We start from the raw sequence: 13,082 nt of genomic DNA, 5'->3' as shown, positions 1-13,082 counted from the left end.
AGGTGTTTCACTGAATAATAACATCGCCATTTGGCTGTTTGGTCACAGTAATTTGCTCCAGACTGTGGAGGACTAAATCGACCTCATTCAGGCGCGGGGTATCTGCCGGAGCGTTAACCGCAATTACATGACAACCCGCCGCCAGGCCTGAAAGCACGCCAGCGGGAGCATCTTCCACCACCACACACTCTTGCGGCGCAAGCCCCAACAACTGCGCGCCTAAGAGATACGCATCAGGCTCTGGTTTTCCGCGCTTCACCCGCTCAGCGGTCACAAACACCTCTGGTGCGGGAAGTCCGGCTATTTTGTGGCGCGCTCGCGCTACGGGCATGGAGCCAGACGTCACAATGGCCCATGGAATCCCCACTTTATTCAGATGATTGAGTAAAGCGACTGCCCCCGGAAGTGCGGTAATACCTTCGGTTTCCGTGGCCTCGATTTGCTCCAGACGCGTAAATTCGGCAGCAATGTCTGCCTCGGATTTGCCCACCATAAAATGGCGCAAAGAGGTGATGGCCTGTTTACCGTGAATGAAAGCCAGCACCTCTTCCGGCGCTAACCCATGACGTCTGGCCCAGTTGCTCCACGCCCGTTCTACCGCAGGCAGGGAGTCCACCAGCGTTCCATCAAGATCAAACAGAAAACCTTTGCACCGCACATGGGCCTCCTCAGGCGTTGATAATTTGATTAATTTCGTTGGCGCTCAAATGGTACTGACGCGGGCAGGCATGCCACACATTAAGCATGCGCTGATATTTTTCCCACATTGGCGTCTGGGCGTTAAAACCGTGAGTTCCGGCGTCAAAATGGGTATAGCGCCCTTCCACATTAACCATAAAGCGGACATAACCGAGGTAACGTGCTTCAGTGGCGGCGTCAAAGCCGAGGAAGGTGACACGACGTTCATCGATGGACTGCTGGTCCTGCAAATTAGACCAGGACACATGCAACGCATGATACATCTCCATAATGTCGATGATAGTGCGGCAGGTTTCTTCTTTCAGCTCGCCAAACTCGCGATCCAGTTCACGCATCTGTAATCCATAACCACGCTCAATGATTGTTTGCAGGCGACGGTAACGTTCAGCATTTGCCGGATCAAGCATAGTCATCATTTTGTACTGGTTAGACAAAATAAGACGTTGCGCGTTGGTCATTTCCATTGTTGACTCCTGTATCACTCTACTACGGTGAAAAAAAAGAAGGCTGAGTATGCCTTCTTTTATATGCGTAATCAGGGGTCAATTACAAATCATCAAGGAAAGTTTTATCCAGTTGTTTGAAGGCACGCTTAAGCGTGTCAGCTAATGCCTGGTAATCAGGCTTGCCTTCAACGGGTGCCAACACCTGTCCAGACTCTTGCAATTTACCGCGAACTTCATAAAACCAGTTAAGGATTGCAGGAGGTAATGGCGTTACAGAACGCTTGCCCAGCCACCATAGTCCCTGCATGGGTAAACTTAAGGCGAACAGCGCAGTGGCAACTGCCGGGCCCAGTTGACCGCCCAGGGCAATCTGCCAGCAGAGAGTAAATACGGCGATTGGCGGCATAAAACGGATCGCATAGCGCGTCATCTTGATAACGCGATTTTCGACAAAGACTGGGGCAAGGCGTTTTTCCAGCGGCCACGTCTTTGAGTAATGCTGTCCCCGGCGAAACAAGCTAAAAAAATTAACAGAACGATTATCCGGCGTTGACATGCTTCACCTCAACTTCACATATAAAGATTCAAAAATTTGTGCAAATTCACAACTCAGCGGGACAACGTTCAAAACATTTTGTCTTCCATACCCACTATCAGGTATCCTTTAGCAGCCTGAAGGCCTAAGTAGTACATATTCATTGAGTCGTCAAATTCATATACATTATGCCATTGGCTGAAAATTACGCAAAATGGCATAGACTCAAGATATTTCTTCCATCATGCAAAAAAAATTTGCAGTGCATGATGTTAATCATAAATGTCAGTGTCATCATGCGCTACGCTCTATGGCTCCCTGACGTTTTTTTAGCCACGTATCAATTATAGGTACTTCCATGTCGAGTAAGTTAGTACTGGTTCTGAACTGCGGTAGTTCTTCACTGAAATTTGCAATCATCGATGCAGTGAATGGTGAAGAGCACCTTTCTGGTTTAGCCGAATGTTTCCACCTGCCCGAAGCACGTATCAAATGGAAAATGGACGGCAATAAACAGGAAGCGGCTTTAGGTGCAGGCGCCGCTCACAGCGAAGCGCTCAACTTTATCGTTAATACTATTCTGGCACAAAAACCAGAACTGTCTGCGCAGCTGACCGCTATCGGTCACCGTATCGTACACGGCGGCGAAAAGTATACCAGCTCCGTAGTGATCGATGAGTCTGTTATTCAGGGTATCAAAGATGCAGCTTCTTTTGCACCGCTGCACAACCCGGCTCACCTGATCGGTATCGAAGAAGCACTGAAATCTTTCCCTCAGCTGAAAGACAAAAACGTTGCTGTATTTGACACCGCGTTCCACCAGACTATGCCGGAAGAGTCTTACCTCTACGCCCTGCCGTACAACCTGTACAAAGAGCACGGCATCCGTCGTTACGGCGCGCACGGCACCAGCCACTTCTATGTAACCCAGGAAGCGGCAAAAATGCTGAACAAACCGGTAGAAGAGCTGAACATCATCACCTGCCACCTGGGTAACGGTGGTTCCGTTTCTGCTATCCGCAACGGTAAATGCGTTGACACCTCTATGGGTCTGACCCCGCTGGAAGGTCTGGTAATGGGTACTCGCTCTGGCGATATCGATCCTGCGATCATCTTCCACCTGCACGACACTCTGGGCATGAGCGTTGACGCAATCAACAAAATGCTGACCAAAGAGTCTGGCCTGCTGGGTCTGACCGAAGTCACCAGCGACTGCCGTTATGTTGAAGACAACTACGCGACAAAAGAAGACGCGAAGCGCGCAATGGACGTTTACTGCCACCGTCTGGCGAAATACATCGGTGCCTACACCGCGCTGATGGATGGTCGTCTGGACGCTGTTGTATTCACCGGTGGTATCGGTGAAAATGCCGCGATGGTTCGTGAACTGTCTCTGGGCAAACTGGGCGTGCTGGGCTTTGAAGTTGATCATGAGCGCAACCTGGCTGCACGTTTCGGCAAATCTGGTTTCATCAACAAAGAAGGCACCCGCCCTGCTGTTGTGATTCCGACCAACGAAGAGCTGGTTATCGCGCAAGACGCCTGCCGCTTGACCGCCTGATTCCACACCGCCAGCTCAGCTGGCGGTGCTGTTTTGTAACCCGCCAAACCGGCGGTAACGAAAGAGGATAAACCGTGTCCCGTATTATTATGCTGATCCCTACCGGAACCAGCGTCGGTCTGACCAGCGTCAGCCTTGGCGTGATCCGTGCAATGGAACGCAAAGGCGTTCGTCTGAGCGTTTTCAAACCTATCGCTCAGCCGCGTACCGGTGGCGATGCGCCCGATCAGACCACGACTATCGTGCGTGCGAACTCTTCCACCACGACAGCCGCTGAACCGCTGAAAATGAGCTACGTTGAAGGTCTGCTTTCCAGCAATCAGAAAGATGTGCTGATGGAAGAGATCGTCGCGAACTACCACGCTAACACCAAAGACGCTGAAGTCGTTCTGGTTGAAGGTCTGGTCCCGACACGTAAGCATCAGTTTGCCCAGTCTCTGAACTACGAAATCGCTAAAACGCTGAACGCGGAAATCGTCTTCGTTATGTCTCAGGGCACTGACACCCCGGAACAGCTGAAAGAGCGTATCGAACTGACTCGCAACAGCTTCGGTGGTGCAAAAAACACCAACATCACTGGCGTTATCGTTAACAAACTGAACGCACCGGTTGATGAACAGGGTCGTACTCGCCCGGATCTGTCCGAGATTTTCGACGACTCTTCCAAAGCAAAAGTAAACAATGTTGATCCGGCGAAGCTGCAAGAATCCAGCCCGCTGCCGGTTCTCGGCGCGGTGCCATGGAGCTTTGATCTGATCGCGACCCGTGCGATCGATATGGCTCGCCACCTGAACGCCACCATCATCAACGAAGGCGATATCAACACTCGTCGCGTGAAATCTGTCACTTTCTGCGCACGCAGCATTCCGCACATGCTGGAGCACTTCCGTGCCGGTTCTCTGCTGGTAACTTCCGCAGACCGTCCTGACGTACTGGTTGCAGCTTGCCTGGCTGCCATGAACGGCGTAGAAATCGGTGCCCTGCTGCTGACTGGCGGCTACGAAATGGACGCGCGCATTTCCAAACTGTGCGAACGTGCTTTCGCTACCGGCCTGCCGGTATTTATGGTGAATACCAACACCTGGCAGACTTCTCTGAGCCTGCAGAGCTTCAACCTCGAAGTTCCGGTTGACGATCACGAGCGTATCGAGAAAGTTCAGGAATACGTTGCTAACTACATCAACGCTGACTGGATTGACTCTCTGACTGCCACTTCCGAGCGCAGCCGTCGTCTGTCTCCGCCAGCGTTCCGTTATCAGCTGACCGAACTGGCGCGCAAAGCGGGCAAACGTATCGTGCTGCCGGAAGGTGACGAACCGCGTACCGTTAAAGCAGCCGCTATCTGTGCTGAACGTGGTATCGCAACTTGCGTACTGCTGGGTAACCCGGCTGAGATCAACCGCGTTGCAGCATCTCAGGGCGTAGAACTGGGTGCTGGCATTGAAATTGTCGATCCAGAAGTGGTTCGCGAAAGCTATGTTGGCCGCCTGGTTGAACTGCGTAAGAACAAAGGCATGACCGAAACCGTTGCCCGCGAACAGCTGGAAGACAACGTGGTTCTCGGTACGCTGATGCTGGAACAGGATGAAGTTGACGGTCTGGTTTCCGGTGCTGTTCACACCACCGCAAACACCATTCGTCCGCCGCTGCAGCTGATCAAAACTGCACCGGGTAGCTCCCTGGTATCTTCCGTGTTCTTCATGCTGCTGCCGGAACAGGTTTACGTTTACGGTGACTGTGCGATCAACCCGGATCCGACCGCAGAACAGCTGGCAGAAATCGCGATTCAGTCCGCTGATTCCGCCGCGGCCTTCGGTATCGAACCGCGCGTTGCAATGCTCTCCTACTCCACCGGTACTTCTGGTGCAGGTAGCGACGTAGAGAAAGTTCGCGAAGCAACTCGTCTGGCGCAGGAAAAACGTCCTGACCTGATGATCGACGGTCCGCTGCAGTACGACGCTGCGGTAATGGCTGACGTTGCGAAATCCAAAGCGCCGAATTCTCCGGTTGCTGGTCGCGCTACCGTGTTCATCTTCCCGGATCTGAACACCGGTAACACCACTTACAAAGCGGTACAACGTTCTGCCGATCTGATCTCCATCGGGCCGATGCTGCAGGGTATGCGCAAGCCGGTTAACGATCTGTCCCGTGGCGCACTGGTTGACGATATCGTCTACACCATCGCGCTGACTGCGATTCAGTCTGCACAGCAGCAGTAATCTCGTCATCATCCGCAGCTTTGCGCTGCGGATACCTGAACCGGAAATAGTCACTATTTCCGGTTTTTTATTCTCTTAAATTGCATTAATCCTTTCTGATTATCTTGCTTAACTGCGCTGCATCAATGAATTGCGCCATCTCACTTTGCATACTTACCACTTTGTTTTGTGCAAGGGAATATCTGCGCTATGTCCGCAATCACTGAATCCAAACCAACCAGAAGATGGGCAATGCCCGATACGCTGGTGATTATCTTTTTTGTTGCTATTTTAACCAGCCTTGCCACCTGGGTAGTTCCGGTGGGGATGTTTGACAGTCAGGAAGTGCAGTATCAGGTTGATGGTCAAACAAAAACACGCAAAGTCGTAGATCCGCACTCATTTCGCATTCTGACTAACGAGGCGGGCGAACCTGAGTATCACCGCGTGCAACTATTCTCGACGGGCGATGAACGCCCGGGCCTGATGAATTTCCCGTTTGAAGGATTAACCTCAGGATCGAAATACGGGACAGCCGTTGGCATCATCATGTTTATGCTGGTGATTGGCGGTGCGTTTGGCATCGTGATGCGTACAGGAACCATTGATAACGGCATCCTGGCACTTATTCGGCATACACGCGGGAATGAAATTCTCTTTATCCCTGCCTTGTTTATTCTCTTTTCACTTGGCGGCGCGGTATTTGGTATGGGGGAAGAGGCCGTCGCCTTTGCCATTATCATCGCACCGCTAATGGTCCGGCTGGGCTATGACAGTATTACCACCGTCCTGGTGACTTATATCGCCACGCAAATCGGTTTTGCCAGTTCGTGGATGAACCCGTTTTGTGTGGTTGTTGCTCAGGGGATCGCTGGTGTTCCGGTGCTTTCTGGCTCCGGTTTGCGCATCGTGGTATGGGTAATCTCTACTCTGATTGGTCTGGTCTTCACTATGGTGTACGCCTCGCGGGTGAAAAAGAATCCGCTGTTGTCACGCGTTCATGAGTCTGATCGTTTCTTCCGCGAAAAACAGGCGGATGTAGAACAGCGTCCATTTACCTTTGGTGACTGGCTGGTATTGATTGTTTTAACCGCCGTCATGATCTGGGTAATTTGGGGCGTTATCGTCAATGCCTGGTTTATTCCAGAAATAGCCAGCCAGTTCTTCACTATGGGGCTAGTTATTGGCATCATCGGCGTTGTTTTCCGCCTAAACGGTATGACGGTTAATACCATGGCTTCATCCTTCACCGAAGGGGCGCGAATGATGATCGCCCCTGCCCTACTGGTGGGTTTCGCCAAAGGGATTTTGTTGCTGGTCGGTAACGGTGAAGCGGGTGATGCCAGTGTGTTAAATACCATTCTAAACAGCATTGCCAATGCCATTAGCGGTCTGGATAACGCAGTTGCAGCCTGGTTTATGTTGCTCTTCCAGGCGGTATTTAATTTCTTCGTGACATCCGGTTCTGGTCAGGCGGCGTTAACCATGCCGTTACTGGCACCGCTTGGCGATCTGGTCGGTGTTAACCGTCAGGTTACCGTGCTGGCATTCCAGTTTGGTGATGGCTTCAGTCACATCATTTACCCGACCTCAGCTTCGTTAATGGCAACGCTCGGTGTTTGTCGGGTGGACTTCCGTAACTGGCTGAAGGTGGGCGCGACACTGCTTGGACTGCTGTTTATTATGTCCAGCGTCGTGGTTATCGGCGCTCAGTTGATGGGCTACCACTAAAAATGTTAAGAGCCGCAATTGCGGCTCTTTTTTCATTCTGCCGTTTCAGTCTCTACGGCTTCATTTTTGGCATTGCGCTTCATCCACAACGCCAGCGCTTTCAGCGAGTCTGGAGTGAACTCATCGCAGCGTGCGGTGATTTCTTCCGGCGTCAGCCAGCAAACTTCACTGACTTCATCTTCCTGTAGGGCGAAGGGACCGTGCGAGACACAACTGAACAACGCGCCCCAGACACGGCAATTTTTATCTTCGAAATAGAACTGCCCGTGCTCGGCAAAGGGGACACCGGCAATGCCCAACTCTTCTTCCGCTTCGCGACGCGCGGATTCCAGCAGTTGCTCATCGGCCTGGACCACACCGCCTGCGGTCGCATCTAACATGCCGGGTAAAAAGTCTTTTGTCTCGGTACGACGCTGGACCAGAATTTTGCCCATGCCATCATGCACGACGATGTAAGTTGCACGATGACGCAGACACTGTGCCCGCATTTGTTCCCGGCTGGCTTGTGCAATAACTTCATTCTCTTCATTGACAATATCCACCCATTCAGTACTTGCCAAACGACGCTGTTCCATTATCAGGAAACCTTCTTTTTCTGGCGCTCTTACGGCGCATTTTGAGTTGTGGGTAAATTACGGATTAATCGCGACCTGCGCAATGATACTTTGATCATTGAGTGCGATTACACTCAGTACGTCATTATCCAGCATGCCATAACTCGCCGGATTACCGCCTTTCGGAATACTCACCGAGCCGGGGTTGAAGTGGAATATCTCCCCCCGCTGTTCTGCCACTGGCAGATGGGTATGACCGTACACCAGCACATCGTTCTGGTTTAAAGCGGGCAGATTTTCCGGACCAAATAGATGACCATGCGTCAAAAACAGACGTTGTTTTTCCAGTAATACCTGTTGCCACGGCGCGGTTATCGGGAAATGCAGCAGCATTTGGTCCACTTCGCTGTCGCAGTTGCCGCGCACAGCGATAACCTTATGTGCCACTTCATTAAGCCGTTCAGCGACTTTGGCTGGCGCGTAACCCTCCGGTAAAGCATTACGCGGGCCGTGATTCAACACGTCGCCAAGGATCACCAGCCACTGGGCACCGCTTTGGGCAAACAATTCCAGAACACGTTCCGTCGCCGGTAACGACCCATGAATGTCCGATGCAAACATCAGTTTCATCACTCACTCCTCGTCGAAAAAACGTAAGCTATGATACTGGATTCTGCCGTTGCTATCAGCCAGATTGCTTCGCCGAAAGTGCAATAAAACGCTGGACAGACGCTCGCTGCCACTGGAATGTTGCATAATCCACCAGGCGTTCTGGCACCTCATCGCCATGTAGTACCAGGCGGTTAATCATTAGCGCCAGATCAGTATCAGCAATGCACCATTCACCAAATAAATTCGGCTGACCCAGTGCTAACAAATGTTCTGCCATCGCGAACAGTTTCTCTGCACTGGCTTTTCCCTGCGCCGTCAGTGGCGCTTTTTTCGCACCCGCAAAGACAACATCCGTCGGACGTTCTTCGCGGATGGGCATCAGATCGCTACGCAGCCAGGCCTGAATCTGTCGTGCACGCGCACGATTTTCTAAATCAAGCGGATAAATGCGTTCCCAGGTCGGTGGCGCAAATCGATCTTCCAGATACTCCGCAATGGCAGAAGATTCACTCAACTCAAAATCATCGATTTGTAATAACGGCACACGGCGTGTCTGACCGTAACCTTGCCACGTCGGCTGCAAATGTTCACCGCTGTCGAGGTCGATGGTCTTGATATGAAACGACAGGCCTTTTTCCTGCAACGCCACCCAGGCGGATAACACATAAGGGGAGAAAAAATGGGCATCTGACCAAAGCGTGATAGCGGGTTTACTCATTATGTCCTCGGCAATAAAGGGGGGGGGCTAACTATCAAACTATAGAGCCTTTTTGTCACTGTCACGTGACGAATACTCACGCAAGTCGCCGCGCTTTCTATACTTGTGGTGTTCAGATGATTAGACAACCGGAGCTGCAATGATCGATCTCTATTTCGCCCCGACGCCAAATGGTCACAAAATTACGTTGTTTCTCGAAGAGGCAGGACTGGATTATCGCTTGATTAAGGTAGACCTGGGGAAAGGTGGCCAGTTTCGCCCGGAATTTTTGCGCATTTCGCCTAACAACAAAATTCCGGCAATTGTTGATCATTCCCCAGCCGATGGCGGCGAACCGTTAAGCCTCTTTGAGTCCGGGGCCATATTGTTGTATCTGGCGGAGAAAACGGGACTCTTTTTAAGTCATGAAATGCGTGAACGCGCCACCACATTACAGTGGCTATTCTGGCAGGTAGGCGGGCTGGGGCCGATGCTTGGGCAAAATCATCATTTTAATCACGCTGCACCACAAACCATTCCTTACGCTATTGAACGTTATCAAGTTGAAACTCAGCGTCTGTATCACGTGCTGAACAAGCGGCTGGAAAACTCGCCCTGGTTGGGCGGAGAAAACTACAGCATTGCGGATATTGCCTGCTGGCCGTGGGTTAATGCCTGGACTCGCCAGCGCATTGACCTCGCAATGTATCCTGCAGTTAAGAACTGGCATGAGCGGATCCGTTCGCGCCCTGCCACCGGTCAGGCACTACTAAAAGCACAACTCAGTGATGAGCGTTCGGATAGTTAACAGAAACAGGTTCTCGTGTATTATTTAATTCTAAGTAAAACAACGGAGAACCTGCAATGGCACAACCTGCCGCTATTATTCGTATAAAGAACCTTCGTTTACGTACGTTTATCGGAATTAAGGAAGAAGAAATTAACAACCGTCAGGATATAGTTATCAACGTGACGATCCACTACCCCGCCGATAAAGCGCGCACCAGCGAAGATATCAACGATGCGCTGAATTATCGCACCATAACGAAAAACATTATTCAGCACGTAGAAAATAACCGTTTCTCTTTGCTGGAAAAATTAACTCAGGATGTGCTCGATATCGCACGTGAACATCACTGGGTGACGTATGCTGAAGTAGAGATCGATAAACTGCACGCGCTGCGCTACGCCGATTCGGTATCCATGACCTTAAGCTGGCAGCGTTAACCGCCATATCGGGAGGCTGCATGAACATAGTGATCACCGGAGGGACGGGATTAATTGGTCGCCATTTGATTCCGCGTTTGCTGGAGCTGGGCCATCAAATCACGGTAGTGACACGTAACCCGCAGAAAGCCAGTTCCGTTCTCGGCCCCCGGGTGACACTATGGCAAGGGCTTGCAGATCAAAGCAACCTCAATGGCGTTGATGCGGTAATCAACCTGGCTGGAGAACCGATTGCCGATAAACGCTGGACTCACGAGCAAAAAGATCGTCTCTGCCAAAGCCGCTGGAATATCACGCAAAAACTGGTCGATCTAATTAGTGCCAGCGACACGCCGCCGTCGGTACTCATTTCCGGTTCGGCAACGGGCTATTATGGCGACTTAGGTGAAGTGGTGGTTACTGAAGAGGAACCGCCGCATAACGAATTTACCCACAAACTCTGCGCTCGTTGGGAAGAGATTGCCTGTCGGGCGCAAAGCGACAAAACACGTGTGTGCCTGCTGCGTACCGGCGTGGTGCTTGCACCGGACGGCGGGATCCTCGGTAAAATGCTGCCGCCGTTTCGTCTTGGCCTGGGCGGGCCGATTGGCTCCGGTCGGCAGTATCTGGCCTGGATTCATATCGATGATATGGTCAACGGTATTCTCTGGCTGCTGGATAACGAGCTGCGCGGGCCGTTTAATATGGTTTCGCCCTACCCAGTACGCAATGAACAATTTGCCCATGCGCTCGGTCATGCTCTGCATCGTCCGGCCATTTTGCGCGTCCCTGCGACCGCCATCCGGCTGTTAATGGGCGAATCTTCAGTACTGGTATTAGGTGGACAACGGGCTTTGCCCAAAAGGCTGGAAGAAGCGGGTTTTGCGTTTCGCTGGTACGATTTAGAAGAGGCGCTGGCGGATGTTGTTCACTGATGTGGTGTACTGCAAACATCCGCCAGTTAATTCCCGGTGTTACAGGATTAGTGGCTTTGCGCGATTAGGTCGTCTGGTGAAAGTCGGGTCAGCGTCAGGATGACTTCGTGGTCAAATCCTTTTTCCAGCATCTCCTGAGCAATACGCAGAGCTTCTTCGTGTTTGCCCTGCATTGCGCCTTCTTCACGTAATCTGTCAGCAATGGTCATCAGTTTCTCCTTTTCTTGTGGTGCTCGTTCCGCTATCTCACCAATAAATGCACGGAAACGCTGGGCATCTCCCGTTTGTAATACGTAATTAAACAGGGCTTTTAGCTGTCTGTCATTAGTGTTCCCTGTAACTAGCAGCGAAACAATTTGGTCGACTAATCCCAACAGATCGCGCTGACGAATATGTTTCTGAATTAACTCCAACAGCGCCATTTTGCGATGTTGCATAATCTCGTCATCCGGCACCACGGTAATATCCACCAGCGGAAAAGCCGATGAATATATTTTGCGGGCTATAGCAGGCTCGGCAAATTCATCAAGCCAGCAGAGTGAATAAGGATAAGGACTTCTGCAACCATGATAAAACAGCATTGGGATCACCAATGGAAGCTCTTTATAGCCTGCATCCAGATGGTTTTGCATCGCCGCGATGGAATAGCGCATCATGCGAAAAGCCATTAATTCCTCCGGCTTACTTTGGTGCTCTATCACCACATAAATATAACCCGCTCCCTCCTGCGTTTTCACAGACCACAAGAGGTCGGAATAATATTGCCGCAGATCTTCATCAATAAAACTGTTTGGTTCCAGTTTGAGCGTCGTTAAATCACACAGTTTGCGCAGCGGCGCGGGAAGATGAATATCAATAAAATCCCGCGCGGTGTCTGGATGGCGTAAAAAAGATTTAAATACCGCATCATGCGGCGTGGAAGTTGTCGATATTGTCATGGCGTTCCGTCACCCCTCAAATTTAAGATGACGCGACAATAACCACGATTTACACCCAATGCAGCAGGCAGTTTTTATCTTTGGACAGCTAATTCAGAAGTATTTTTAGCGGACTGCAACTTTTACATTTCAGCGGAAGCGGACTCGCAAATTCCCCATGAAATACTCCGGCAGCGTTAGCCACCGGAGAGGGAATTATTTCAGCGATCCCTTAAGGAACTGTTGCAGACGAGGGCTTTGCGGGTTGCCAAATAACTGCTCCGGCGCGCCTTCTTCCTCTATTTTCCCCTGATGGAGAAAAATGACGTGAGTAGAAACATGGCGAGCAAAGCCCATTTCGTGAGTCACCACCACCATGGTTTTTCCCTCTTCTGCCAGTTGCTGCATAATACGCAGCACTTCGCCTACCAGTTCAGGATCGAGCGCCGAGGTGGGTTCATCAAACAGCAGAACTTCCGGTTCCATTGCCAGCGCCCGCGCGATAGAAACACGCTGTTGCTGACCACCGGACAGATGCACCGGGTATTTCCCCTGCGCACGTTCGTCTATCCCGACTTTCGCCAGATACTTCACCGCCCGCTCGCGCGCTTCCTGCTTGCTCAGGCCTAACACCTGAATCGGCGCTTCCATGACGTTTTCCAGCACCGTCATATGGCTCCAGAGATTGAAGTGCTGGAATACCATCGTCAGGCGTGTGCGCAGTAAGCGCAGCTGATTTTTATCGGCGACTTTGAGTTGACCGTCTTTATCGCGCACCAGATTGATCGTCTGGCCGTTAACGACGATCGATCCTTCACTCGGTTTTTCGAGGAAGTTAATGCAGCGCAGAAAGGTACTTTTCCCCGATCCCGACGAACCGATGATACTTATGACATCACCGGCATTCGCTTGCAGTGAGACCCCTTTCAGCACTTCGTGTTCGCCGTAGCGTTTGTGCAAATCGATAACGTTTAATTTATTCTCGGACATC

Annotated in this window: 14 protein-coding genes; 6 read left to right on the top strand and 8 right to left on the bottom strand. The window is 51.2% G+C overall.

What is annotated here, in order from left to right; genetic code table 11:
* Positions 1–7 precede the first annotated feature (7 nt).
* From hxpA to yfbV, 3 genes are all read right to left on the bottom strand, one after another.
* Entirely contained in the window at positions 8–658 is a 651-nt protein-coding gene (hxpA, locus tag FQ015_RS06230) for a hexitol phosphatase HxpA (RefSeq protein ID WP_039021420.1), read from the bottom strand.
* A gap of 10 nt (positions 659–668) precedes the next feature.
* The gene (locus FQ015_RS06225) at positions 669–1,163 is read right to left on the bottom strand and encodes a YfbU family protein (protein ID WP_000426124.1); all 495 of its coding nucleotides are present in this window, start codon (positions 1,161–1,163) and stop codon (positions 669–671) included.
* A gap of 82 nt (positions 1,164–1,245) precedes the next feature.
* Positions 1,246–1,701 carry a terminus macrodomain insulation protein YfbV gene (gene yfbV, locus FQ015_RS06220; RefSeq protein WP_000106627.1) on the bottom strand — a complete coding sequence of 152 codons (456 nt, stop codon included), beginning with the start codon at positions 1,699–1,701 and terminating at the stop codon, positions 1,246–1,248.
* A 337-nt stretch (positions 1,702–2,038) separates the two neighbouring features.
* On the opposite strand from yfbV, the gene ackA reads away from it, so the two are divergent.
* The 3 genes from ackA (at position 2,039) to yfcC (ending at position 7,170) form a co-directional block, all read left to right on the top strand.
* A complete protein-coding gene (gene ackA, locus FQ015_RS06215; RefSeq protein ID WP_160523843.1) occupies positions 2,039–3,241 on the top strand; it encodes an acetate kinase in 1,203 nt (400 codons plus the stop codon).
* Between the two features lie 74 nt (positions 3,242–3,315).
* On the top strand, positions 3,316–5,460 hold the full coding sequence (gene pta / locus FQ015_RS06210; RefSeq protein WP_000086716.1) for a phosphate acetyltransferase: 2,145 nt from the start codon (positions 3,316–3,318) through the stop codon (positions 5,458–5,460).
* Positions 5,461–5,649: 189 nt separating this feature from the next.
* Entirely contained in the window at positions 5,650–7,170 is a 1,521-nt protein-coding gene (yfcC, locus tag FQ015_RS06205; RefSeq protein ID WP_001274485.1) for a putative basic amino acid antiporter YfcC, read from the top strand.
* A 32-nt stretch (positions 7,171–7,202) separates the two neighbouring features.
* Here yfcC and yfcD read toward each other — a convergent pair whose 3' ends face one another.
* The 3 genes from yfcD to yfcF are packed head-to-tail and all read right to left on the bottom strand — an operon-like array spanning position 7,203 to position 9,054.
* Positions 7,203–7,745: an NUDIX hydrolase YfcD gene (gene yfcD, locus FQ015_RS06200; RefSeq protein WP_000437935.1), complete on the bottom strand. Its 543-nt coding sequence runs from the start codon at positions 7,743–7,745 to the stop codon at positions 7,203–7,205.
* Positions 7,746–7,802: 57 nt separating this feature from the next.
* Entirely contained in the window at positions 7,803–8,354 is a 552-nt protein-coding gene (gene yfcE, locus FQ015_RS06195) for a phosphodiesterase (RefSeq protein WP_000772452.1), read from the bottom strand.
* A 55-nt stretch (positions 8,355–8,409) separates the two neighbouring features.
* Positions 8,410–9,054, bottom strand: a complete 645-nt coding sequence (gene yfcF / locus FQ015_RS06190; protein ID WP_032303444.1) for a glutathione transferase — start codon at positions 9,052–9,054, stop codon at positions 8,410–8,412.
* Positions 9,055–9,193: 139 nt separating this feature from the next.
* Here yfcF and yfcG point away from each other — a divergent pair, with 139 nt between their 5' ends.
* Genes yfcG through FQ015_RS06175 form a run of 3 tightly spaced genes read left to right on the top strand, consistent with a single transcriptional unit; the run spans position 9,194 to position 11,174 of the window.
* Entirely contained in the window at positions 9,194–9,841 is a 648-nt protein-coding gene (gene yfcG / locus FQ015_RS06185) for a GSH-dependent disulfide bond oxidoreductase (RefSeq protein ID WP_000566496.1), read from the top strand.
* A 56-nt stretch (positions 9,842–9,897) separates the two neighbouring features.
* The gene (gene folX, locus FQ015_RS06180; protein ID WP_039021419.1) at positions 9,898–10,260 is read left to right on the top strand and encodes a dihydroneopterin triphosphate 2'-epimerase; all 363 of its coding nucleotides are present in this window, start codon (positions 9,898–9,900) and stop codon (positions 10,258–10,260) included.
* 20 nt (positions 10,261–10,280) lie between these two features.
* Positions 10,281–11,174, top strand: a complete 894-nt coding sequence (locus FQ015_RS06175) for a TIGR01777 family oxidoreductase (protein ID WP_039021418.1) — start codon at positions 10,281–10,283, stop codon at positions 11,172–11,174.
* A 47-nt stretch (positions 11,175–11,221) separates the two neighbouring features.
* Here the strand turns inward: FQ015_RS06175 and rpnB are convergent, their stop codons facing one another.
* Both rpnB and hisP read right to left on the bottom strand, forming a co-directional pair.
* Entirely contained in the window at positions 11,222–12,112 is an 891-nt protein-coding gene (rpnB, locus tag FQ015_RS06170; RefSeq protein ID WP_000156119.1) for a recombination-promoting nuclease RpnB, read from the bottom strand.
* Between the two features lie 195 nt (positions 12,113–12,307).
* Positions 12,308–13,081: a histidine ABC transporter ATP-binding protein HisP gene (gene hisP / locus FQ015_RS06165; RefSeq protein ID WP_001293612.1), complete on the bottom strand. Its 774-nt coding sequence runs from the start codon at positions 13,079–13,081 to the stop codon at positions 12,308–12,310.
* Position 13,082 lies beyond the last annotated feature (1 nt).

It is taken from the genome of Escherichia sp. HH26CH (assembly GCF_009820205.1).
Lineage (GTDB): Bacteria > Pseudomonadota > Gammaproteobacteria > Enterobacterales > Enterobacteriaceae > Escherichia > Escherichia coli_F.
This window is presented reverse-complemented; position numbering and strand designations above follow the sequence as displayed.

What these genes read in the sequence shown, in the direction of transcription:
- rpnB (WP_000156119.1), bottom strand. Translation starts at nt 12,112, where the DNA reads ATGACAATATCGACAACTTCCACGCCGCATGATGCGGTATTTAAATCT.
- yfbV (WP_000106627.1), bottom strand. Translation starts at nt 1,701, where the DNA reads ATGTCAACGCCGGATAATCGTTCTGTTAATTTTTTTAGCTTGTTTCGC.
- yfcC (WP_001274485.1), top strand. Translation starts at nt 5,650, where the DNA reads ATGTCCGCAATCACTGAATCCAAACCAACCAGAAGATGGGCAATGCCC.
- hisP (WP_001293612.1), bottom strand. Translation starts at nt 13,081, where the DNA reads ATGTCCGAGAATAAATTAAACGTTATCGATTTGCACAAACGCTACGGC.
- yfcF (WP_032303444.1), bottom strand. Translation starts at nt 9,054, where the DNA reads ATGAGTAAACCCGCTATCACGCTTTGGTCAGATGCCCATTTTTTCTCC.
- FQ015_RS06175 (WP_039021418.1), top strand. Translation starts at nt 10,281, where the DNA reads ATGAACATAGTGATCACCGGAGGGACGGGATTAATTGGTCGCCATTTG.
- yfcG (WP_000566496.1), top strand. Translation starts at nt 9,194, where the DNA reads ATGATCGATCTCTATTTCGCCCCGACGCCAAATGGTCACAAAATTACG.
- yfcE (WP_000772452.1), bottom strand. Translation starts at nt 8,354, where the DNA reads ATGAAACTGATGTTTGCATCGGACATTCATGGGTCGTTACCGGCGACG.
- folX (WP_039021419.1), top strand. Translation starts at nt 9,898, where the DNA reads ATGGCACAACCTGCCGCTATTATTCGTATAAAGAACCTTCGTTTACGT.
- yfcD (WP_000437935.1), bottom strand. Translation starts at nt 7,745, where the DNA reads ATGGAACAGCGTCGTTTGGCAAGTACTGAATGGGTGGATATTGTCAAT.
- ackA (WP_160523843.1), top strand. Translation starts at nt 2,039, where the DNA reads ATGTCGAGTAAGTTAGTACTGGTTCTGAACTGCGGTAGTTCTTCACTG.
- FQ015_RS06225 (WP_000426124.1), bottom strand. Translation starts at nt 1,163, where the DNA reads ATGGAAATGACCAACGCGCAACGTCTTATTTTGTCTAACCAGTACAAA.